The organism is Bradyrhizobium brasilense, assembly GCF_029714345.1.
Lineage (GTDB): Bacteria > Pseudomonadota > Alphaproteobacteria > Rhizobiales > Xanthobacteraceae > Bradyrhizobium > Bradyrhizobium australafricanum.
Genome location: NZ_CP121669.1, coordinates 4,749,937 through 4,770,623 on the forward strand (window position 1 = coordinate 4,749,937; position 20,687 = coordinate 4,770,623).

19 protein-coding genes are annotated in these 20,687 nt (G+C 65.8%); 8 read left to right on the plus strand and 11 right to left on the minus strand.

Annotated elements, in window-relative coordinates:
* The first annotated feature begins 37 nt into the window (after positions 1 to 37).
* The 3 genes from rimO (at position 38) to QA635_RS22355 (ending at position 3,146) form a co-directional block, all read left to right on the plus strand.
* A complete protein-coding gene (rimO, locus tag QA635_RS22345) occupies positions 38 to 1,363 on the plus strand; it encodes a 30S ribosomal protein S12 methylthiotransferase RimO (protein WP_283061490.1) in 1,326 nt (441 codons plus the stop codon).
* Positions 1,364 to 1,425: 62 nt separating this feature from the next.
* Positions 1,426 to 1,689: a hypothetical protein gene (locus QA635_RS22350; RefSeq protein ID WP_283061491.1), complete on the plus strand. Its 264-nt coding sequence runs from the start codon at positions 1,426 to 1,428 to the stop codon at positions 1,687 to 1,689.
* 260 nt (positions 1,690 to 1,949) lie between these two features.
* On the plus strand, positions 1,950 to 3,146 hold the full coding sequence (locus tag QA635_RS22355; protein WP_283061492.1) for an acetylornithine transaminase: 1,197 nt from the start codon (positions 1,950 to 1,952) through the stop codon (positions 3,144 to 3,146).
* Between the two features lie 138 nt (positions 3,147 to 3,284).
* Here QA635_RS22355 and QA635_RS22360 read toward each other — a convergent pair whose 3' ends face one another.
* The 3 genes from QA635_RS22360 to pcsA form a co-directional block, all read right to left on the minus strand.
* Positions 3,285 to 4,259, minus strand: coding sequence for a quinone oxidoreductase family protein (locus tag QA635_RS22360; protein ID WP_283061493.1), 975 nt, complete (start codon positions 4,257 to 4,259; stop codon positions 3,285 to 3,287).
* Positions 4,260 to 4,417: 158 nt separating this feature from the next.
* On the minus strand, positions 4,418 to 5,143 hold the full coding sequence (locus QA635_RS22365; RefSeq protein ID WP_283061494.1) for a TerC family protein: 726 nt from the start codon (positions 5,141 to 5,143) through the stop codon (positions 4,418 to 4,420).
* Positions 5,140 to 5,868: a phosphatidylcholine synthase gene (pcsA, locus tag QA635_RS22370; protein ID WP_283061495.1), complete on the minus strand. Its 729-nt coding sequence runs from the start codon at positions 5,866 to 5,868 to the stop codon at positions 5,140 to 5,142. Before pcsA ends, QA635_RS22365 begins: the two co-directional genes overlap by 4 nt.
* A gap of 132 nt (positions 5,869 to 6,000) precedes the next feature.
* On the opposite strand from pcsA, the gene QA635_RS22375 reads away from it, so the two are divergent.
* Positions 6,001 to 7,185, plus strand: coding sequence for a UbiH/UbiF family hydroxylase (locus QA635_RS22375; protein WP_283061496.1), 1,185 nt, complete (start codon positions 6,001 to 6,003; stop codon positions 7,183 to 7,185).
* A gap of 12 nt (positions 7,186 to 7,197) precedes the next feature.
* Here the strand turns inward: QA635_RS22375 and QA635_RS22380 are convergent, their stop codons facing one another.
* A complete protein-coding gene (locus tag QA635_RS22380) occupies positions 7,198 to 8,151 on the minus strand; it encodes an AEC family transporter (RefSeq protein WP_016845765.1) in 954 nt (317 codons plus the stop codon).
* Between the two features lie 121 nt (positions 8,152 to 8,272).
* On the opposite strand from QA635_RS22380, the gene hspQ reads away from it, so the two are divergent.
* Complete coding sequence (gene hspQ / locus QA635_RS22385) at positions 8,273 to 8,605, plus strand: heat shock protein HspQ (RefSeq protein ID WP_021081543.1); 333 nt, start codon at positions 8,273 to 8,275, stop codon at positions 8,603 to 8,605.
* A gap of 47 nt (positions 8,606 to 8,652) precedes the next feature.
* Here hspQ and QA635_RS22390 read toward each other — a convergent pair whose 3' ends face one another.
* Together QA635_RS22390 and QA635_RS22395 are read right to left on the minus strand one after the other, a co-directional pair.
* Positions 8,653 to 9,927 (minus strand): MFS transporter, encoded by a 1,275-nt coding sequence (locus QA635_RS22390; protein WP_283061497.1) that lies wholly within the window; start codon positions 9,925 to 9,927, stop codon positions 8,653 to 8,655.
* A 339-nt stretch (positions 9,928 to 10,266) separates the two neighbouring features.
* Positions 10,267 to 11,097: an invasion associated locus B family protein gene (locus QA635_RS22395; protein ID WP_028340693.1), complete on the minus strand. Its 831-nt coding sequence runs from the start codon at positions 11,095 to 11,097 to the stop codon at positions 10,267 to 10,269.
* Between the two features lie 385 nt (positions 11,098 to 11,482).
* Between QA635_RS22395 and QA635_RS22400 the strand changes: the two genes are divergently transcribed.
* From QA635_RS22400 to QA635_RS22410, 3 genes are all read left to right on the plus strand, one after another.
* The gene (locus QA635_RS22400; RefSeq protein WP_283071759.1) at positions 11,483 to 13,216 is read left to right on the plus strand and encodes an extracellular solute-binding protein; all 1,734 of its coding nucleotides are present in this window, start codon (positions 11,483 to 11,485) and stop codon (positions 13,214 to 13,216) included.
* A gap of 28 nt (positions 13,217 to 13,244) precedes the next feature.
* Complete coding sequence (locus tag QA635_RS22405) at positions 13,245 to 14,798, plus strand: AMP-binding protein (RefSeq protein WP_283061498.1); 1,554 nt, start codon at positions 13,245 to 13,247, stop codon at positions 14,796 to 14,798.
* 106 nt (positions 14,799 to 14,904) lie between these two features.
* Positions 14,905 to 16,131: a GGDEF domain-containing protein gene (locus QA635_RS22410; protein ID WP_283061499.1), complete on the plus strand. Its 1,227-nt coding sequence runs from the start codon at positions 14,905 to 14,907 to the stop codon at positions 16,129 to 16,131.
* 63 nt (positions 16,132 to 16,194) lie between these two features.
* Here QA635_RS22410 and QA635_RS22415 read toward each other — a convergent pair whose 3' ends face one another.
* Genes QA635_RS22415 through QA635_RS22435 form a run of 5 tightly spaced genes read right to left on the minus strand, consistent with a single transcriptional unit; the run spans position 16,195 to position 20,642 of the window.
* Positions 16,195 to 17,130, minus strand: coding sequence for an arginase family protein (locus QA635_RS22415; protein WP_197971312.1), 936 nt, complete (start codon positions 17,128 to 17,130; stop codon positions 16,195 to 16,197).
* Positions 17,127 to 18,383, minus strand: coding sequence for a M20/M25/M40 family metallo-hydrolase (locus QA635_RS22420; RefSeq protein ID WP_283061501.1), 1,257 nt, complete (start codon positions 18,381 to 18,383; stop codon positions 17,127 to 17,129). The genes QA635_RS22415 and QA635_RS22420 overlap by 4 nt, the downstream gene beginning before the upstream one ends.
* The gene (locus tag QA635_RS22425; protein WP_283061502.1) at positions 18,370 to 19,035 is read right to left on the minus strand and encodes an amino acid ABC transporter permease; all 666 of its coding nucleotides are present in this window, start codon (positions 19,033 to 19,035) and stop codon (positions 18,370 to 18,372) included. Before QA635_RS22425 ends, QA635_RS22420 begins: the two co-directional genes overlap by 14 nt.
* Before the next feature lie 8 nt (positions 19,036 to 19,043).
* On the minus strand, positions 19,044 to 19,838 hold the full coding sequence (locus tag QA635_RS22430) for an ABC transporter substrate-binding protein (protein WP_283061503.1): 795 nt from the start codon (positions 19,836 to 19,838) through the stop codon (positions 19,044 to 19,046).
* A gap of 27 nt (positions 19,839 to 19,865) precedes the next feature.
* Positions 19,866 to 20,642 (minus strand): amino acid ABC transporter ATP-binding protein, encoded by a 777-nt coding sequence (locus QA635_RS22435; protein ID WP_253608653.1) that lies wholly within the window; start codon positions 20,640 to 20,642, stop codon positions 19,866 to 19,868.
* Positions 20,643 to 20,687: the final 45 nt, after the last annotated feature.

The following is a 20,687-nucleotide window of genomic DNA, read 5'->3' on the forward strand; positions in this document are numbered from 1 at the left end:
GACTAGCTCCTGCCCATTCATCAGGCAGATCAGAGATATGCAAGAGGCCGCCGCGCCGAAAGTGAGCTTTGTGTCCTTGGGGTGCCCCAAGGCGCTGGTCGATTCCGAGCGCATCATCACCCGGCTGCGCGCGGAGGGCTATGAGCTCGCGCGCAAGCATGACGGCGCCGACATCGTCATCGTCAACACCTGCGGCTTCCTCGACAGCGCCAAGCAGGAATCGCTCGCCGCGATCGGCGAGGCGATGGCCGAGAACGGCAAGGTCATCGTCACCGGCTGCATGGGCGCCGAGCCCGAGCAGATCGAAAGCGCCTATCCCGGCGTGCTCTCGATCACGGGGCCGCAGCAATATGAGAGCGTGCTCGACGCCGTGCACCGCGCGCTGCCGCCGGCGCACAACCCGCATATCGACCTGGTGCCGCCGCAGGGCGTCAAGCTGACGCCGCGGCACTACGCGTATTTGAAGATTTCCGAAGGCTGCAACAACCGCTGCAGCTTCTGCATCATCCCGAAGCTGCGCGGCGATCTGGTGTCGCGGCCGGCCAATGACGTGCTGCGCGAGGCCGAGAAGCTGGTGAAGGCCGGCGTCAAGGAATTGCTCGTCATCTCGCAGGACACCTCGGCCTATGGCGTCGACCTGAAATACGCCGAGAGCCCGTGGCAGGACCGCAGCGTCCGCGCAAAATTCTTCGATCTCGCCAAGGAGCTCGGTGAGTTCGGCGCCTGGGTGCGGCTGCAATATGTCTACCCCTACCCGCATGTCGACGAGGTCATCGGCCTGATGACCGACGGCAAGGTGCTGCCCTATCTCGACATCCCGTTCCAGCATGCGAGCCCGGACGTGCTGCGCGCGATGAAGCGCCCGGCTGCGCAGGAGAAGACGCTGGCACGCATCCAGAAATGGCGCGAGCAGTGCCCCGAGCTGACGCTGCGCTCGACCTTCATCGTCGGTTTCCCCGGCGAGACCGATTCCGATTTCGCCTATCTGCTCGACTGGCTCGATGAAGCGGAAATCGATCGCCTCGGCTGCTTCAAATACGAGCCGGTTGCCGGTGCCGCGTCGAACGCGATTGGCAATGCCGTGCCCGACGAGATCAAGCAGGAGCGCTGGAATGCGCTGATGGCGCGGCAGCAGAAGATCTCCGCGAGGCGCCTCAAGCGCAAGGTCGGCACCCGCCAGCAGGTCATCATCGACGAGGTCGGTCCGACGGTGGCGAAGGGCCGGTCAAAGGCCGACGCGCCGGAGATCGACGGCGCCGTCTACCTCACCAGCCGCCGCCCGCTGAAGGTCGGCGAGATCGTGACCGCCAAGATCGAGCGCTCCGACCAATACGACCTGCACGGCAGCGTCGCCGGATTTTGACGCTGTTGCGCGTCTGCCATGCTGCTAGCAACTCGTCCAATGGGGTAGCAGGATCGCGCATAATGTCGGTTTCCCTGTTCGAGATGGGTCAAGGGGGCGTTTCGTTGGAATTCGATGATGCCGACGTGATCGAAGTCAGAGCAACGATCGCAGGCCAGTACGGCGCAATCCGTGTGATCGAATCCGCCGCGACGTACGACGAGGTGGAGTTCGGAGGAGAGCGCTTTCTCCACTACCATGAATGGACGCCTTGCCTGATTTCTCAGTCGGATAAGGGGAGAGAGATGCTCCGGCTGATTGCAACCAGCTTCCCCGCAAGACCGTAGTAAGCACCCTCGCCATCGCGGTGCCCGCTTGACACCACCGCCCCTCTCGCTGTATGGCCCTCCGCCATGAAGCTGAACCGGACCCACCGCCGCGCCATCTGCCGTCGTCGCACCCGCGACGATGCTGGGCTGCGCCGTGTCCGACGCCATCGCTGATCCTATAAATCAGCCAAGGTTTTCGAGAAGGCCGCGCCCCCAAAGCGCGGCCTTCTCGCTTTTCGGCCTGCCCTTTCCCAACACCGACCCCAGAGGAGAACGACATGACCAACGCTACCCATCCGTTCGATGCGCTGATGGCCATCACCGCTCGCCCCGAGGTCGTGTTCGTGCGCGGCGCCGGCTCGTATTTGTGGGACAGCAACCGCAACCGCTATCTCGACTTCGTGCAGGGCTGGGCCGTGAACCCTCTCGGCCACTCGCCGGTCATCGTGGCCGACGCGCTGGCCGCGCAGGCGAGACGGCTGCTGACGCCAAGCCCGGCGTTCTACAACGAGCAGAGCCTGAAACTGGCAAAGTTGCTGGTCGACAACAGCTGCTTCGACCAGGTGTTCTTTGCCAATTCGGGCGCCGAGGCCAATGAAGGCGCGATCAAGCTCGCGCGAAAATTCGGCGCCAAATACAAGAATGGCGCCCACGAGATCATCACCTTCGAAGGCGGCTTCCACGGCCGCACGCTCGCGACCATGTCGGCCTCGGGCAAGAAGGCGTTCGAGCCGCTGTTCGAGCCGAAGGTCTCGGGCTTCCGCAAGGCCAGGCTGAACGACATCGAGTCGGTGCGAAGGCTGATCTCGTCGTCGACGGTCGCGGTCATGCTGGAGCCGATCCAGGGCGAGGCCGGCGTCTGGCCCGCGACGGATGAGTTCTTGCAGGAGTTGCGGGCGCTGACCCAGCAGCGCGGCCTGCTGCTCATTGTCGACGAGATCCAGACCGGCATCGGCCGGACCGGAAAGCTGTTCGGCTATCAGCACGCCGGGGTCGAGCCCGACATCATGACGCTCGGCAAGGGCATCGGCGGCGGCGTGCCGCTCGCGGCCCTGCTCGCGACCGAGCATGCCTCGTGCTTCGATCACGGCGATCAGGGCGGCACCTTCAACGGCAATCCGCTGATGTGCGCCGCGGGGCTTGTCGTGCTCGATCAGATCGGAAAGCCCGATTTCCTGAAATCGGTCGTCGATGCCGGCCTTTTGCTCGAGCGCGAATTGCAGCGGCTGTCGTCGCGGCACGGTCTCGGCGAGATCAGGGGGCGCGGCCTCCTGCTGGCGCTCGACCTGAAGATGCCGATCGGCGCGGCCGTGGTTGCCGAGGCGTTCGCGGCCGGCGTGCTGATCAACTCGCCGCAGCCGGACACGCTGCGCTTCATGCCGGCCCTGAACGTGACGCGGGAGGAGATTTCCCTTGTCATCGACTGCCTGGATACGGTGCTGACCAAGGTCGGCGCGGCGCGGCGGGTGGCGTAGGACCCTCCCCGCTCGTCATTGCGAGGAGCGAAGCGACGAAGCAATCCATCTTCCCGGGTGGAGAGGTGGATTGCTTCGCGGAGCCTGTCATCCGGCTGCGCTTTGCGCCGACCGGGTGGCTCGCAATGACGGCGAGAATTACGGCCGTAGGATCGCTGCGCCGGTGGTCGCCCTGCTCTCCAGATCGATATGCGCCTTGGCGGCGTCCTTGAGCGCATAGGCGTGGTTGATCGGCACATGCAGCTTGCCGTTGATCACGGCGGCGAACAGCGTGTCGGCGCCTTCGAGCAATTCCTTGCGGGTACCGACATAGTCGTTGAGCTTGGGCCGCGTCGCGAACAGCGAACCGTGGTTGTTGAGCTCGGCGAGCGGGAACGGCGGCACCGGACCCGACGCGTTGCCGAAGGAGACGAACAGACCGCGCGGCCTGAGGCAGGCCAGCGATCCCGGGAACGTGGTCTTGCCGACGCCGTCATAGACGACGTCGCAGAGCTCGCCGCGGCTGATCTGCTTGACGCGTTCGACGAAGTTCTCCTCGTTGTAGAGGATGACGTGATCGCAGCCATTGGCGAGCGCGAGATCGGCCTTCGCCTTCGAGCCGACGGTACCGATGACATGCGCGCCGAGTGCCCGCGCCCATTGGCAGGCCAGCAGCCCGATGCCGCCCGCCGCGGCGTGGATCAGCACGCGATGGCCGTGCTCGACCTTGAAGGTCTTGTGCAGCAGATACCAGACCGTGAGGCCCTTCAGCATCAGCACCGCGCCCTGCTCGTAGGTGATATGGTCGGGCAGCTTGACCAGCTTGTCGGCCGGGATGACGCGCTCGGACGCGTAGCCGCCGAGATTGTAGTAGTAGGCGACGCGATCGCCGGGGTGGAAATTGGTCACGCCCGGCCCCACGGCCAACACCTCGCCGGCAGCCTCATTGCCGGCAATGAACGGCAGGCCGGGCGCCTTGTAGAGGCCGGTGCGGAAATAGACGTCGATGAAGTTCAGGCCGACCGCGTGCTGGCGGATCCGGACCTCGCCCGTCCCCGGCGCGCCCACCTCGACGTCCTCATAGGTCAGGACTTCCGGGCCCCCCACCTGGTGCACGCGCACAGCCTTGGTCATGTCGTCGCTCCCCTCAATATCAGCGTCAAGCGAGCGAATGCCATCGCGGCCGGCTTGTCAACCAAGCGGGCCGGAACCGGCTACGGCACGATCCGGAAAAGTGCGAAGCGGCTTTCCTTCGCGACAAACGCGCAGCGTTGGCGCGGAGATCATGCCCATCAGCGCGCCGGCTTCCTGCGGTTGCGCTTGGCCATGACGTTGAACGCCTCGACGGCGGCCGAGAAGGCAATCGCGAAATAGATGTAGCCGCGCGGGATGTGGAATTTGAAGCCGTCGGCCACCAGCGCCACGCCGATCAGCACCAGGAAGGCCAGCGCCAGCATCTTGGTGGTCGGATGCTCGGCGACAAACCGCGCCACCGGTCCCGACGAGATGTACATGATGACGCAGGCGATCACGACAGCCGCGATCATGATCTCGATGTCCTGCGCCATGCCGATCGCGGTGATGATCGAATCCAGCGAGAACACCAGGTCGATGATAATGATCTGCACGATCACCCAGAAAAACGCACTGGCGCTCGGCCTGTCGTCGGCTTCCGCCTCGCGCGCCTCGACCTCGCCGTGGATCTCATGGGTTGCTTTCGCAATCAGGAACAGGCCGCCGCCGATCAGGATGATGTCGCGCCACGACAGCGCGACGTCGCTGACTGATATCACCGGTTGGGTCAGCCCGATCAGCCAGACCAGGATCGAGAGCAGCACAATGCGGAACACCAGCGCCAGCAGCAGGCCGATCTGCCGCGCGCGCTTGGCCTGCGCCGGCGGAATCCGCGACACGATCACCGACAGGAAAATCACGTTGTCGATGCCGAGCACGATCTCGAGCGCAGTCAGGGTCAGCAGCGCCGCCCAGGCTTCCGGGCTGGTGATCAGTTGCATCATGCTCTGAAGGCTTTCATCCGGCGGATCACGGTATCGCTGCCGATGATGTAGACGGCGATGGCGCAGAGACCGAAGGTGATCGGGGCTCCGACCACGAAATCGTTGGCAAGCGTGTACATGCCGAGCAGTGCCCATGCGCCGAGCAGCCACAGCGTCAGCCAGCGCAGCCGCACCACACGCAGCGGATGCAGCACGTGGAACGGCGCGAAGGTCAGCGCGATCAGGAGCGCGACCACGATCGTCGACAGCACCGGCGGCAGGTGCAGCAGGAACAGGTAGAACGCCGCCGCATTCCACAGCGCCGGGAAGCCGCGGAAATGGTTGTCATCGGCCTTCATGCGGCGGTCGGCGAAATACAGCGCGCTGGAGACCACGATGCCGATGCCGAGGATCGGCGCCGCCAGCGGCAGCAGCATGCCGCTCGCGGTGATCGCATAGGCCGGCACGAACACATACGTGACGAAATCAACCACCAGGTCGAGCACCTCGCCCGACCAGTTCGGCTGCAGCCGCACCACGTCGAGCCGGCGCGCCAGCGGGCCGTCGATCCCGTCGATGACCAGCGCGACCCCGAGCCAAGCGAACATGTTGGCCCAGTGCTCGCGCACCGCCTCCAGCATCGCCAGCAGCGCGACCCCGGCGCCGAGCGCCGTGAAAATATGAACGGTGAATGCGGCGGTCCGCATCCGTTCTGGCAACGCATCGGGCTGGCTCGAATGCTCCATCGGCCGAGTGCTATCAGGAATCGGACCGGTTTGCATATGCGGTCTTGCGGCGTTCCGCCGCGCAAAGCGTTGGAAACTCTTGGTGGTTACCGATGGCTTGAAAATCGGGCCAAGCATGTCAAATGTCCTGATATGACCGACAGCTCGCTGGATTATGACGTTATCGTAATAGGCGGCGGTCCGGCCGGATTGACGGCTGCGATTGCCCTTGCCGACGCAGGTGCGCGGACCGCGCTGCTGGCGCGCCGCGCGCCCTATGCCGACAACCGGACCACCGCGCTGCTCGGTGCCTCGACCGATATCCTGGATCGGCTCGACGTCTGGCGGCGCTGCAGCGACCGAGCGGCGGCGCTCAAGACCATGCGCCTCGTCGACGACACCGGCCGCCTGATCCGTGCGCCCGAGGTGCGCTTCTCGTCCGACGAGATCGGCCGCGAGCAATTCGGCTTCAACATCGACAACCGCTCGCTGGTCGCGGCGCTCGAGGACCGCGCCGGCGAAATGTCCGCGCTGACGCGGTTCGACGATGAAGCCGCCTCGGTGCGGCCGGACGATGCCGCGGTCACCGTGGTGACGCGGCAGGGCCAGTCGCTTCAGGCCCGGCTCGTGGTCGGTGCCGACGGGCGCAATTCATTGTCCCGCGAGGCCGCCGGCATCGAGGTGACAAGCCGCGAGCTCGGGCAGTCCGCCCTCACCTTCAACGTCACCCACACCCGGCCGCACCACAACATCTCGACCGAGTTCCACACCGAGCACGGCCCCTGCGTGTTCGTGCCGCTCAGCGGCGTCAGAAGCAGCGTGGTCTGGGTCTCGGCGCCCAAGGAGGCCGAGCGGCTGATGGCACTCGGCGACGACGAATTGTCCCTCGCCGCCGAGCGGCAATCGCATTCGATCCTCGGCCGCATCGAAGTCCAGAGCGGCCGTCACGTGTTTCCGCTGGCGATCGAGCGGCCGCGGCAATTCGCCAAGGACCGGATCGCGCTGGTCGGGGAATCCGCCCATGTGCTGCCGCCGATCGGCGCCCAGGGTCTCAATATGGGACTGCGAGATGCCGCTGATATCGCCGAGATCACGGGTCAGGCGATCGGTCGCGGCGAAGATCCCGGCGCGCCCAATGTGCTGTCGCGCTACCAGGCGGCGCGGCGCCCCGATGTCGCCAGCCGGACCTGGGCGATCGACATCGCCAACCGGTCGCTGCTGAGCGACTTCCTCGGCATGCAGACGGCGCGCGCTGCCGGCCTGCATCTGCTCGGCGCATTCGGCCCGCTGCGGCGGCTCGCGATGCGCGAGGGCCTCGCGCCGTCGTGGCGGCGGTGAGAACGGCGTGCGTTAAGGAAACACCAGCCGTCCGCTCTGGATGAACCACATCACGCTGGTCAGCGTGACCACCGAGGCGAAGGTGCCGATCAGCACCGCGACCGACGCCGGCTCGATCCAGGTGTCGTTCTGCCGCGCGATCACGAACACGTTGAGCGCCGGCGGCAGCGAAGCCATCAGCACCGCTGTCGCAGCCCAAGGCTGCGCGAACGGGCCGAACAGCAGCATCAGGCCGAACGCCAGCAGCGGATGGATCAAGAGCTTGATCGCGACCACGCCCGGGACCTCCCACGGCACCCGCTCGAACGGCCGCAGCGCCACCGTGATGCCGAGCACGAACAGCGCCGTCGGCGCGGCGGCGTTCTCCAGGAACTGGATGGTGCGATCGAGCGCGACCGGGATCGGGATGTGAAACGCGGCGACCAGCGCCCCGAACACCGCCGACATGATCAGCGGGTTCTGCACGATCTGCCGCAGCACCACGCCGAGTGCGTGCAGCAGCGAGGGATGGTCGCGGTCGGTGAGCTCGATAAGCAGCGGCACGATCGAGAACAGGAAGATGCTGTCGCAGCAAAAGATCAGCGCGGTCGGCGCCGCCGCCTTGGCACCGAGCACGGCGAGCGCGAGGCCAGGCCCCATATAGCCGATATTGCCGTAGGCGCCCGACAGGCCGGCCAGCGTCGCCTCGCGCAGCGTGAGCCCGCCGATCACCTTGCCCGCGACCATCGCGAGGAAGAATGCGAGCACGGTTCCGAGCGTGGTGGCGATCAGGAATGGCGGGTTGTTCAGCTCCGCAAACGGCGTCTTGGACATGATCCCGAACAGCAGCGCCGGCAACGAAACGTAAAGCAGGAAGAAATTCATCCAGGCGAGCCCGCTCTCGGGCAAACCCTTGGCCTTGCCGCACGCGTAGCCGATGAAGATCAAGCCGAAATACGGCAACGCCAGATTGAGGATATCGATCATTCTGAAAGTAGTTTCTCGGCCGGATTTCGGGTCGTTTTTGCAGGGCTGGAATCGGTAAAGCGCGGGCTAATTCGGGCCTTAGCCCCTAGCATCGGCCACAATGTTGGTCTATCGACGAGCCATGATCAAAGCGCGCACCGCCAAGTTTCAGATCGGGCAGATCGTCCGTCACCGGGTGTTCTCCTTCCGGGGCGTGATTTTTGATATCGACCCGGAGTTCAACAACACCGAGGAATGGTGGCTGTCGATCCCCGAGGACATGCGGCCCCACAAGGACCAGCCGTTCTACCATCTGCTCGCGGAAAACTCGGAAACCGAGTACGTCGCCTATGTCTCGGAGCAGAACCTCTTGCCCGACGAGTCCGGCGAGCCGATCCGGCATTCGCAGGTGGCGGAGATCTTCATCAAGGACAAATCGGGCGGCTACCGTCCACGCAATCCGTCGCTGAACTGAGGTTCGCCGGCTATCCGGCGAATGCCACGGCGTTCGCGCTGCCACGCTCACACCCCCTCGCGCCTGGCCAGGACAACCGCGATCGCCCAGACGACAAATCCCGCCAGCGCCAGCCCCGCGCCGACGAGGCCGGTCGACGTCCAGCCATAACCTGCAGCAACCGCCATTCCGCCGAGCCACGGCCCCAGCGCATTGGCGACGTTGAAGGCGGAGTGGTTGAGTGCGGCCGCGAGGCTCTGTGCCTCGCCCGCGACGTCCATCAGGCGGGTCTGCAACACGGTGGCGAGCGCCCCGCCCAGCCCGATCAGGAACACGTCGGCGGTCAGCGTCCAGAAATTTCCGGCCGCCAACGGATAGAGCGCGAGCGTCGCCGCCGACCACAGCAGGAGCCCGCCCGCGGTTGCCATCAGCGCGCGGTCGGCGAAGCGCGGCACGATGATGTTGCCGGCGGTAAGGCCGGCGCCGAACACGCACAGTGTAACCGGCACCAGCGCGGGCGAGGTGTGGGTCACCGCCAGCATGGTCGAGGCCAGATAGGTGTAGACCGAGAACAGCCCGCCGAAACCGATGGCGCCGATCGCCAGCGTCAGCCAGACATGCTTGCGCCCGAGTGCCGACAGTTCACGCAGCGGGCTCGCCTTGCTGTTGGCGGCATCACGCGGGGCGAAGATCAGGACCATGATCGCTGTCAACAGCGCAAGGCCGGCGACGATCGCGAAGGCCCAGCGCCAGCCGATTGCCTGCCCGACCCCGTTGGCGAGCGGAACGCCGATCGTCGTCGCGATGGTGAGCCCCAGCAGCACGCGGCCGACAGCCGCCGTGCGCTTGTCCGTCGGGACCAGCGAGGCCGCGACCAGCATGGCGATGCCGAAATAGGCGCCGTGCGGCAACCCCGCCAGGAAGCGCAGCGCCAGCATGGTGTGATAATCGGGCGCGAGCCCCGAAAGGCCGTTCATCAGCGCGAAGAAGCCCATCAGCGCGATCAGCAGTGTCCGCCGCGTCATGCGCGCCGACAGCACCGCGATCACCGGCGCACCGACGACGACGCCCAGCGCGTAGGCGCTGATCGCGTGGCCGGCCTGGGGCTCGCTGATGTGCATGTCGTGGGCGAAGAACGGCAACAAGCTCATGGTCGCGAATTCGGCGATGCCGATCGCAAAGCCGCCCATCGCCAGCGCGAGATGGATGATGCCGGGATGAAAGCTACCGGGGATGTTGTCCTGGCTGACGCGAACGCCAGCGTCGACCGACGCACCGCCGGTCGGCTGCTCCCGAGGCCGGGAGCGCGGTTCCCGCCGTTGCGTGCTGGCTTGCTGGGACATCGCGCGACTTCCATGACTGCGAGCGGCGGCCAGGATTCGCGGAAGAACCACGCGCGCATTTGCGCATCGAAGGCGCTGTTCGCGCTTTCGTCTGGCCTCCCGTATCGGATTTATGATTGTGCTTCGACGCCGGACTTGTCCGGACAAGGCACGAACGATGCGCGCTCATCGCGCGACGCAATCGAAGCACCCTGCGGCGACCATCGCACACGATCTGCGCGATCACCAGCGCAGCAGGCTGCCAGCAGCCAGTCTGTTTCGCATGACAAAAAAGGCGCCCTTGCGGGCGCCTTTTGATCGCGATGATCTCGCGTTTTCTTGAACGCGTGATTGAAGTGTTTACTTGGCTGCCGGGTTGGCCGGCGCCGGAGCCTGCGCAGAGCCACCGCCCGCGCCTTCCAGCTTCTTGCGCTGCTCTTCGGCGCGCTTCTGCAACTCTTCCTGCAGCTTCTTCGAGTTTTCCTCGAACACCTTCGGATCGGTCGGCGGGCCGTCATAGGCCTTGGCGAATTCGGTGTTGAGCGGCAGCGGCAGCGTCAGCGGCGCGCCGTTCGAATTGATCGCCTGGACCACGAGGTTCTGGCCCTTCTTCATGTTGGCGATCAGCTCGGGCGTTGCTTCATAGTCGGACATGCAGCCGTTCTGGAAGCAGATCACATAGGGCGCCTGCTGCGGCGGGTTGCCGTCGACGATGATGCGGGTGCCGTGCACGAGCTGCATGCCGAGCGGCAGCGTGACGCGCAGGATCTTCTTCGGCTCGCCTTCCGGCTCGATGATCACGGCGGCGATCACCGGCTGGCCGGACTCGATGCGGCCGTCCTTGCCGGTGAAGCAGACCTGCTTGGCGTTGGCTTCCTGGCCCTTCAGGCAGAACTTGGTCCAGGGGGCGTAGATCAGCTGGATCTGCTGATCCTGCGCCGGCGGCTGGGCGGCCGCAGCGGGCGGCTGGCCGGCGGCCGGTGCTTGGGCGGGCGCCTGGGCTGCCGGAGCCTTCGGAGCTGCCTTGGGTGCCGCCTTGGGCGCAGCCTTCGGTGCCGCAGGCGCCGGCGCTGCCGGCTGCTGGGCCCGAGCGGCAGGAACCAGGAGCGCTGCAGAGAATGCCGTCGCCGCCATCAGGGCAACAATTCGCCCATGCGGCCGGACCGGGGCGGCCAAGATACGGAAATTCATTGCGGAAAACCCTTTCTGAACGGAAGCCCGAAACCGCTGCAGGCGCCGACACATAGCCGTTTGGGCGGCTGTCTCCTAGTCAATTGAGGCGGATACGTGACAGGCGTTCCCGCCTTCGAATTGCACGCCTTCAATACAGCGGCGCGCGGAAAGATCAATGCCGACAAGCGGATTTGCGCCCATCTCGCGGCGAGTTTCAGCGGCCTGTGATAAACCTCCGGACGTGACGTTTCGCGAATCAAATCCGGCGCCTCACGCACGTGTTCCCGGGCACACTTGGCGCGCCGCATGGGCCGCCATCTGGCTGGTGTTGGGATTCCTGGGCTTGGCATTCCTGACGAGCGGGCTGGTCCCTGCGGCCGCCGCCGAGAGCCACGCGATCGCGATGCATGGCGCCCCCGCGCTGCCACCCGACTTTACCCACCTGCCCTATGCCAATCCCGATGCTCCCAAGGGCGGCCGCCTGGTCCAGGGTGTGATCGGCACCTTCGACAGCCTCAATCCCCTGATCATCAGGGGCATCGCCGTGCAGCAGGTCAGGGGCTACGGCTACGAGCGCGGTTATATCTACGAAAGCCTGATGGCGCGGGGCAATAACGAGCCGTTCACGCTGTACGGCCTGCTCGCGCGCAGCGTCGAGACCGACGACGCCAGAAGCTATGTGACGTTCCACATCGATCCACGCGCCCGCTTCTCAGATGGCCGGCCGGTGCTGGCCGACGACGTGCTGTTCTCGCTGGCGCTGCTGCGCGACCACGGCCGTCCGATGCACCGCCAGTATTATTCGAAAGTCGCAAAGGCCGAGGCACTCGACCCGCTCACGGTCCGGTTCGATTTCGGCGGCGTGGCGGATCGCGAATTGCCGCTGATCCTCGGCCTGATGCCGATCCTGCCGCGGCACGCCATCGACCCCGAAAAGTTCGAGGAAACCACCTTGGCGCCGCCGATCGGGTCCGGCCCCTACCGCGTGACGGCAGTCAAGCCCGGCGCCAGCGTGACCTTCACGCGGGATCCCAATTATTGGGGCCGCGATCTGCCCATCAACCGCGGCCTCTGGAACTTCGACGAGATCAGGCTCGATTACTACCGCGAGGCCAACGGCATGTTCGAGGCCTTCAAGCGCGGCCTGTATGATTTCCGGACCGAGACCGAGCCGTTGCGCTGGCACGACGGCTACGACTTCCCGGCGGCGCGCAACGGCGAGGTGATCCGCGACACCATCAAGATCGGCACGCCGCGGCCGTCCGAATTCCTGGTTTTCAACAGCCGGCGGCCAAAATTCGCCGACCTGCGGGTGCGTCAGGCATTGGCGATGCTGTTCGATTTCGAATGGGTCAACCGCAACTATTATTTCGGACTGTTCTCGCGCGCCGGCGGTTTCTTCGCCGGATCGGATCTGTCCGCCTATGGCCGCCCCGCCGACGATCGCGAGCGCGAGCTGCTCAAGCCATATCTGTCGCACATCCAGCCCGATATCCTCGACGGCCGCTATCGTCTGCCGGTCACCGACGGGTCGGGGCGCGACCGCGGCCTCCTGCGCACTGCGCTCGCGCTGCTCGCCGAGGCGGGCTACGCGCTCGACGGCACGGTCTTGAAGCAGCGCTCGACAGGGACGCCGCTGCGCATCGAGATCCTGGTGACGACGCGCGAGCATGAGCGGATCGCCCTCGCCTATCAGCGTGACCTGAAGCGGGCCGGCATCGAAGCCGCGGTGCGGGTGGTCGACGCGGTGCAGTTCGAGCAGCGCCGGGTCGGCTATGACTTCGACATGATCCCCATCCGCTGGGACCAGTCGCTGTCGCCGGGCAACGAGCAGTGGTTCTACTGGAGCAGCCAGGCCGCCGATGTGCCGGGCACAAGGAATTACATGGGCGCCAAGGATCCCGCCATCGACGCCATGATCGCGGCGCTGCTCGCGGCGCGCGAGCGGCCGGCCTTCGTCTCGGCGGTGCGGGCGCTGGACCGGGCCCTGATGTCGGGCTTCTACGCCATCCCCCTATTTAACTTGGGAGAGCAATGGATCGCGCGCTGGAATCGGATAGAACGGCCTTCGACCACGGCGTTGACGGGCTACCTGCCGGAGACTTGGTGGCAGAAGCCCGCCGCGCAGTCCAGATGATTTGCCGAGTGATACGACCCGACGCGGCATGACCTGGTCCGAGCGAAGCGATGCAACCGACGTTGAACCCGTGAACCAGTCGATCACCTCGCCAACGCTCGATACCCTGTTCAAGCGCACGTTGTCGCGGCAGCCCGAGGCGCTGGCGCTGGTCGACCCGCTCAACAAGCAGCGCATCACCGGACAGACCCGCAAGCGCCTGACCTATGCCCAGGCCGACCGCGCGATCTCGGCGATCGCCGCCCACTTCGTGCAGAGCGGATTGCCGGCCAACACGGTGATCGCCGTGCAGCTGCCCGGCACGGTTGAATTCGCCCTGACGGTCCTTGCCGCGCATCGGGTCGGCCTCGTGGTGGTGCCGCTGCCGCTGCTGTGGCGGCAGGCCGAGCTGACGTCCGTGCTCAACCGTACCGCGGCGCGGGCGATCGTCAGCTGCGGCCGGATCGACGGCGTCTCCTATGCCGACATCGCCATGAACGCCGCGGCGGAAGCGTTCTCGATCCGCCATGTCTGCGGCTTCGGGAGCGATCTGCCCGAAGGCATGGCGTCGCTCGACCAGGCGATCCTGGAGGACTCCCGGGCCTCGCGCCCGATGATCCAGGACGGCCGCAAGCCGGCGCTGATCTCCTTCGACGTCACCAGCGAAGGTCTTCGTCCGGTGCCGCGGGCGCATTTCGGCCTGATCGCCGGCGGGCTCGCGATGTCGCTGGAGAGCGATCTGCCGCAAGGCGCCACCATCATGTCGGCGTTCGCGCCGATGTCGTTCGCGGGCATCTGCGCGTCGCTGGTGACCTGGCTGCTGTCGGGCGGAACGCTGGTGCTGCACCACCCCTTCGACGAGGACGCGTTCGAGACCCAGTTCAACGATCACACCTGCAACACGCTGATCGCGCCGGCGCAGCTCGCATTGCGGCTCGACGAGCGCGGCCTGTCGGAGCGCCTGCCCAGCCTGCGCACGGTGATTGGCCTCTGGCGTACGCCCGAGCAGGTTGCCTCCAGCGCGCACTGGAGCTCGCGGCGGGTGACCATGACCGACGTCTATCTGTTCGGCGAGGCCGGGCTGTTCGGCGCCCGCCGCACCGCCGAGGACGGATCGCCGGCCGTGATCAAGCCGGGGCCGCACAGTGCGCCGCGCGAAGCGCCCGGCGCATCGGTCGCCGGCGAGATCCTGCTGACGCCGAAGGGCACGCTCGGCCTGCGCGGCCCGATGGTGCCGGTCGCCGCCTATGCGCCGCCGCCTCCGCCCGGCGACAGCCTGATTGCGCCGCCGCCGCGCGATTTCGTCGACACCGAATATGCCGCGCGGGTCGATCGCGCGACCGGGGCCGTCAACATCACCGCGCCGCCGTCGGGGGTGATGACGGTCGGCGGCTACCGCTTCCTCGCCCAGGAGCTGCAGGAGTGGTCGCGCCGCCTCGGCCAGGGGGCGCTGCTCACCGCATTGCCGGACCGTCTCAGCGGCCACCGGCTGGCCGGACGGGCACAGGACAATGCGCGCGCCCGCGACGCCCTCACAGAACTTGGTCTTAACCCCTTGATGGTCGAGGCATTTCGCGACTGTGGCGGCGCCGGGTTGAGTTAAAATCTTATCATTGTGTTAGTCTTATCATTGTGTTGACGCCGCATTAAGCCATGCGAACTAGCATCGCAGCCGTTGCTGATCTTAAGCATTGGTTTCGAGCGTTCGAATGTCCCAGCAAGGTCCGGTCCTCATCGTATCGGCGTCGACAAAGCCGTCGTTTGCCGCAGCCCTCGATGAGACGAAACTCTTCCCGGTCGTGGTCACCGACTGGAACGAGGTCGGACGGGCCATCGAGCAGGTCAAGCCGGCCGCGATCATCGCGGCCGCCGAGGGCGTCGACTTCGTCACCCTGTCGGGTCTCGCCAAGCGCGCCGCCGCCCGCGCGCCGTATCTGCCGCTGATCGCGGTCGATCCCGCGACCACCCTGCCCGACACCGTGATCGCATTCTTCCAGAGCAAGGGTCTGCCGGATCGGCTGGTCGCCCGGCTCAACGCGTCCTTACGCGTTCGCGCGCTGCATGCAACCGTGATGCGCCGCCTGGTACCGCCTGCGCCGATCGCCTTGTCTGACATCGATCCGATCGGAGAGGCCACCGCGCTGTTGATCGGCCGCGGCGGCGCTTATCCGACGCTGTCGGTCGCGCTCGGCGAACGCGCCGGCGTGGTCGGCGCGCTCAGCATCGAGGCCGCCGCCAAGCATCTCAGTAGCCGCGACATCGACGGCATCGTGCTGGCGGAAGGCTTCACGCCGCGGGTGATGGATGCGTTCCTGACCGTGCTGACCGAGGATGTCCGCTTCCGCCCGTTGCCCGTGATCGTCGCCTCGGGCGAGCTGACGCCGCGATACGAGCTGCCCAATCTCGAGATCGTCACGGCCGGGCCGACCCGCATCGCCGACATGGCGCTGCCGATGATCCGCCAGCACGCCTTCGAGGCGCGGCTCGGCCGCATGCTGAAGGCGATCGACGCCAAGGGCCTGATCGATGCCCGCACCGGCCTGCTCACCAAGGTCGCGTTCGAGCGCGATTTCGCGACCGCCGTCTACCAGACCGCCGAGCGCGGCGGCGCGCTCTCGGTGGCGCGCTTCACCTTCGACGACACGCAGCCGCGCGCGCAGTTCGACGGCGCACGGATCATCAGCCGGCTGATGCGCCGGGCCGATTTCGGCGCGGTGCATGACGACCGCTCGCTGGTCGTGGCATTCGCCGGCACCGACCTGCGCAACGCGCAAGCGATCACGCGGCGTCTGGCGAGCGTGATGCGGCACACCCAGAACGGGCGCCGCGATGCCCGCTCCGAGCCCGCCGTCAGCGTCGCAACGCTGATGCCGGGCGATTCCGCGCTATCGCTGCTGGGCCGTTTGTTCGGGACGCCGGAGCGCGCGGCGTCGTAAGGCCCGCGGATTTTAGGGCACGGTCATCGCCGGCGCAGCATGACCGATCAAGCCGCTGCGATTTCAGTCCGGCAACAGCCCCATGCCCGCGGCAAGCAGCACGAGAGCCTCCATGATCATATGGGCGCAGAGCTGGGCGGCCATCCCCTGAACGTCCTGTGGCGGGCTGACCGTGTTGAAATCCATCGCGACGATATTCAAGCCTGAAAGGCTGCGCAGCAATTCGATCCCCTCGCGGGCCGACAGGCCTCCCCAGGCGGGCGTGCAGACGCCGGGCGCAACCGATGGATCGAACACATCCATGTCCCAGCACAGATAGACCGGCCGCGCGCCGACCACCTGGCTGAATTCCGCGACGGTCTGCGCGAAACCACGCCGCATCAGCTCCTCGATCGTGACGACGCGAAATCCGAGCGACCGCGTATGTTCGAGCACACCCGGGCAATAGGTGAATCCGCGCACGCCGATGTGCCAGGATCGGCCGGCGTTCACCACGCCCTCCTGCGCTGCGTTGGTGAACTGCGTGGCCGCATTGTACCGATCGTCCGGCGTATACGGATATGCATCGGTATGGCTGTCGATATGCAATGCGACGAGATCCTTGTGATACCGGGCGGCGGCGCGCATCAGCGGAAGCGAAACCGAACCGTCGCCGCCGATCCCGACCGGCACCGCGCCAAGCTCGAGAATCTGGCCAGCGGCAGCCTCGATCTTGACAAAGGCGTCTTCAATGCGTCCCGGCACCAAGGCAACATCGCCGGCATCGACCGCCCCCAGCAATGACAGCACATCGACGTCGGCGAGCGACGGATGATAGCGGCGAATGAGCCGCGACTCCCGCCGGACCTCCAGGGGACCTTGCCGGGCGCCGACGCGGAACGGATGCGTGCCGCAGTCGAACGGCACGCCGAGCACGGCAGCGCGGCTGCCCGGCCGCGGTAACCCCGCCGGCAATCCCATGAATGTTTCCGGACCCACGAAACCCGCCACGTCGCTCATTCTATGTTCTCTCTTGTCAGCATGTCGAAGGCGGTCAGCGCGTGCACGCGCGACACCGTCGCCAGTTCGGCGATGTCAGCGTACTCGTCCGGCGCGCCCATGTTGTGAGGTGTCGGTCCATAGACGACCGTCGGGATTCCGGCCATGCGAAACCAGCGCGCATCGGAGCCGCCGACGCGCATATTGATCGCCGGCGCCCTGCCGATGATGTCCGTCGCCGCAGTTGCGCAGCGCGTGACGATCTCGTCACCGGGATCGGTGTGATTGGGTTCGAAGCAGCGCAACACGCGCCATGTGATGCCGGGCAGATCGAGCACCTCTCGCAACAGCCCGAGAACAGCTTCCGACGTGACGCCGACCGGCAGACGCAGGTCGATGGCCGCTCGCGCCTGGCTCGGCACCAGGTTCGGTGACGAACCGCCACTCACCGTTCCGATGTTGACCGTGACGCTCGACAGGACGTCGGCTTCGCCGGCGCCGCACAACGGTTCGGAGACAGGCCTTGCGCGGCGGATGGCGTCGGCGACATTGACCGGCATCGCAACGGCCAGGCTGCGCAGCTCACTCACTCTGTCCAGCGCTTCGCGCAAGCGATCGATCGCATTGATGCCGAGATGGACATGCGCGCCGTGCGCCGCGCTGCCCTCCGCCTCGATCTCGATCCAGAGGAATCCCTTCTCGCCGAAGCGCAGCACCATCGGCGAACCGGCGTCGCCAATGATCACGGCGTCGCCGCTGGCATGGGAGACCTGGTCGAGCAGGTATTTGGTCCCGTACGGACCCATGCTTTCCTCGTCGCCGGCGAGCGTCAGCACCACCTCTCCCGCCCATGCCTCGCGCTGCTCGGCCAGTGCGGCCATCGCGGCCATCGATGCCGCAATGCCGCCCTTCATGTCGGCCGCGCCGCGGCCGTAAAGGCGGCCGCCCACGACCTCTCCGTCGGGATTGACCGACCAGCTCATCCGCTCGCCCAACGGATAGGTGTCGAGATGGCCGTTGAACACGATGCGGCGGCCGGGGGCATGGCCTTTGATCCGCGCGACGACGTTGACGATCTCGGCTGTCCCCGGATGCAGCTCAACCGCAACGCCCGGCACATGCGCCCTGAGAAGATCGGCCGCCAGCGCCGCCACGGCGCGCGTGTCGCCGTCCGGATTTGGCGACGGCACTCCGATCAGCCGCATCGCGAGCTCGACGACCTGGCTGGTCCGATCGCTCGAAACCGCGCGGCGAACTTGATCAACGTCGTGCAAGGCGCGCTTCCCATATGCGGATTGAGTGGGTGAGCGGCCAGCAGATCGCGAAATACACCACCGCGATGAAGGTGAATATTTCCAGCGGCCTGAACGTCGACGACGACAACTCCATCCCGCGCCGCGTGACCTCGCCGACCGACACCACGGACGCAAGCGAGGAATATTTGATGAGCTGGACGAAATTGGCGGCCAGCGGCGGCAGCACGCTGCGAATCGCCTGCGGGCCAACGATCCGCACAAAGCTCTGCGCGGGCGTCAGGCCGAGCACCTGCGCCGCTTCGCGGTGCCCGACCGGAACGGTCTGGATGCCCGCCCTGAAGACCTCGGAGATGAACACCGCCGAATAGAGCGAGAGACCGAGAATCGACGCGGCCAGCGCATCGATCCTCACATTGAAGACGATCGGCAGCACGTAATAGACCCATAGCAGTTGCACGAGGATTGGCGTATTGCGGACGATTTCGCCGACCGAAAGCGCGATGATGCGTGCCAAGCGGAAACGGGACATCTGCATGATCGCGATGACAAGCCCCAACAGGGTCGCCACCACGAGCGTCACAATTGAAATGAAAAGGGTCATTTCCATGCCGGAGGCAAGAAAACCCAGATTGTTCGGGATGACGTCCCAGCGAAAGCTGTAGCTTTGCATCTGATGTCTCAGGGCGCGACGATCGGTCCGAGCTTGTTCTTCTCGGCGGCGGCCTTGAGCCGGCCGTCGAGCTTGATGGTGCGTACGAACAGGTTCACGTAGTTCAGCCAGATCTGGTCACCCTGGTTCATGACGTACGCGTAAGGCGTCACGGACAGGTTTTCCGGCGGCGCCACCGTCGTGGTCCAGTCGAACTGGGCATTCATTTTGATCGAGGCCGGATAATCGGTCATGACGACGTCGACGCGTTGCGCCATCAGCTCAGCCGGGGTCGTGGCCGGAGGTGCGACCGCGATGGTCTTGGCGTTCTTGAAGTAGGACCTCATGAAGTTCTCGACATAGCTGCCGAGCGAGACGCCGGCGTTGACGCCCGGCTTGTCGATATCCGCCCAGGATGTGATCGGGCCGCCTTTGCGCACGACGGCATAGACGCCGCTCGTCAGATACGGGTCCGAGAACGCGACGGCCTGCGCACGCTTCATCGTCGCCCCGACGCCGAACATGCCGAGATCGCATTTGTTGGCCTGCAGGTCGGCGATGAAACTGCCAAAGCTGGTCTCCACATAGTCCAGCTTCACGCCCATGTCCTTTGCGAGCTCCCTGGAGAGATCGATGTCGATCCCCTCGAGCTGTCCGCTATCTGGATTGCGGAACGAAATCGAATAGTACATGGGCCAGATGCAGACCCTGAGTACCCCGCTCTTGGTGATCTCGTAGAGACGCGACTGCGTTTGCTGGGCAGCCGCCGGCGTCATCGAGAGAAAGAGCGCGCAAACGAAGGCAAGTCGGCGCAGATTTGGCATGAGCTTCAATCTCCTGTCGTGCAGTGATCACTCGTCAAACTGATTGAGAAAGCGCTTGGCGCGCTCGGTTGTCGGCCGTTCGAAAAAGGCGGCCGGCGTGCCGTGCTCAACGATCATCCCCTCGTCCATGAACACGACATGGCTCGCCACGCGGCGGGCGAAGCCCATCTCGTGCGTCACCACGAGCATCGTCATGCCTTCGAGCGCGAGCGTGCGCATCACCTGCAGCACCTCGCGGCGAAGTTCGGGGTCGAGCGCCGACGTCGGCTCGTCGAACAGGAGTATCTTCGGCTGCATGGCAAGCGCCCGGGCGATCGCGACGCGTTGTTGCTGGCCTCCGGACAGCCTGGCCGGATAGGCATCGCGCTTCGCCTCCATGCCGACCTTCTGAAGCAGCCGTTCGGCCGTGACGACCGCCTCATCCCGGCTGACCCCGCGCACCCGCATCGGGGCCTCGATGATATTTCCCAGCACCGTCATGTGCGGCCACAGATTGAACTGCTGGAACACCATTCCGATTTCCGGCCGCACCTTGCGGGCAGCGAGCCGCACACCCGACGATGGCCGGGCCTGCGAGACCGTCGCCCCCTCCATCACGACGCGCCCGTCGGAAGGAGCCTCCAGCAGCGCCATGCATCGCAGAAGGGTCGTCTTGCCGGAGCCGCTTGGACCGATGATGCAGGTCGACTGCCCGGTGCCCAGCGCAAGATCCACGCCGTTCAGAACGGTGTGGGCGCCGAAGCGTTTGACCACCGCTTCGGCGGCCAGGACCGACGCGGCACATGATGCGTGGCTTGTGTTCATCCCCGCAGACCCTCCAGACGACTTCATCTCGAAACATAAGCAAAT

What these genes read in the sequence shown, in the direction of transcription:
- rimO (WP_283061490.1), top strand. Translation starts at nt 38, where the DNA reads ATGCAAGAGGCCGCCGCGCCGAAAGTGAGCTTTGTGTCCTTGGGGTGC.
- QA635_RS22350 (WP_283061491.1), top strand. Translation starts at nt 1,426, where the DNA reads ATGTCGGTTTCCCTGTTCGAGATGGGTCAAGGGGGCGTTTCGTTGGAA.
- QA635_RS22355 (WP_283061492.1), top strand. Translation starts at nt 1,950, where the DNA reads ATGACCAACGCTACCCATCCGTTCGATGCGCTGATGGCCATCACCGCT.
- QA635_RS22360 (WP_283061493.1), bottom strand. Translation starts at nt 4,259, where the DNA reads ATGACCAAGGCTGTGCGCGTGCACCAGGTGGGGGGCCCGGAAGTCCTG.
- QA635_RS22365 (WP_283061494.1), bottom strand. Translation starts at nt 5,143, where the DNA reads ATGATGCAACTGATCACCAGCCCGGAAGCCTGGGCGGCGCTGCTGACC.
- pcsA (WP_283061495.1), bottom strand. Translation starts at nt 5,868, where the DNA reads ATGGAGCATTCGAGCCAGCCCGATGCGTTGCCAGAACGGATGCGGACC.
- QA635_RS22375 (WP_283061496.1), top strand. Translation starts at nt 6,001, where the DNA reads ATGACCGACAGCTCGCTGGATTATGACGTTATCGTAATAGGCGGCGGT.
- QA635_RS22380 (WP_016845765.1), bottom strand. Translation starts at nt 8,151, where the DNA reads ATGATCGATATCCTCAATCTGGCGTTGCCGTATTTCGGCTTGATCTTC.
- hspQ (WP_021081543.1), top strand. Translation starts at nt 8,273, where the DNA reads ATGATCAAAGCGCGCACCGCCAAGTTTCAGATCGGGCAGATCGTCCGT.
- QA635_RS22390 (WP_283061497.1), bottom strand. Translation starts at nt 9,927, where the DNA reads ATGTCCCAGCAAGCCAGCACGCAACGGCGGGAACCGCGCTCCCGGCCT.
- QA635_RS22395 (WP_028340693.1), bottom strand. Translation starts at nt 11,097, where the DNA reads ATGAATTTCCGTATCTTGGCCGCCCCGGTCCGGCCGCATGGGCGAATT.
- QA635_RS22400 (WP_283071759.1), top strand. Translation starts at nt 11,483, where the DNA reads ATGCATGGCGCCCCCGCGCTGCCACCCGACTTTACCCACCTGCCCTAT.
- QA635_RS22405 (WP_283061498.1), top strand. Translation starts at nt 13,245, where the DNA reads ATGACCTGGTCCGAGCGAAGCGATGCAACCGACGTTGAACCCGTGAAC.
- QA635_RS22410 (WP_283061499.1), top strand. Translation starts at nt 14,905, where the DNA reads ATGTCCCAGCAAGGTCCGGTCCTCATCGTATCGGCGTCGACAAAGCCG.
- QA635_RS22415 (WP_197971312.1), bottom strand. Translation starts at nt 17,130, where the DNA reads ATGAGCGACGTGGCGGGTTTCGTGGGTCCGGAAACATTCATGGGATTG.
- QA635_RS22425 (WP_283061502.1), bottom strand. Translation starts at nt 19,035, where the DNA reads ATGCAAAGCTACAGCTTTCGCTGGGACGTCATCCCGAACAATCTGGGT.
- QA635_RS22430 (WP_283061503.1), bottom strand. Translation starts at nt 19,838, where the DNA reads ATGCCAAATCTGCGCCGACTTGCCTTCGTTTGCGCGCTCTTTCTCTCG.
- QA635_RS22435 (WP_253608653.1), bottom strand. Translation starts at nt 20,642, where the DNA reads ATGAACACAAGCCACGCATCATGTGCCGCGTCGGTCCTGGCCGCCGAA.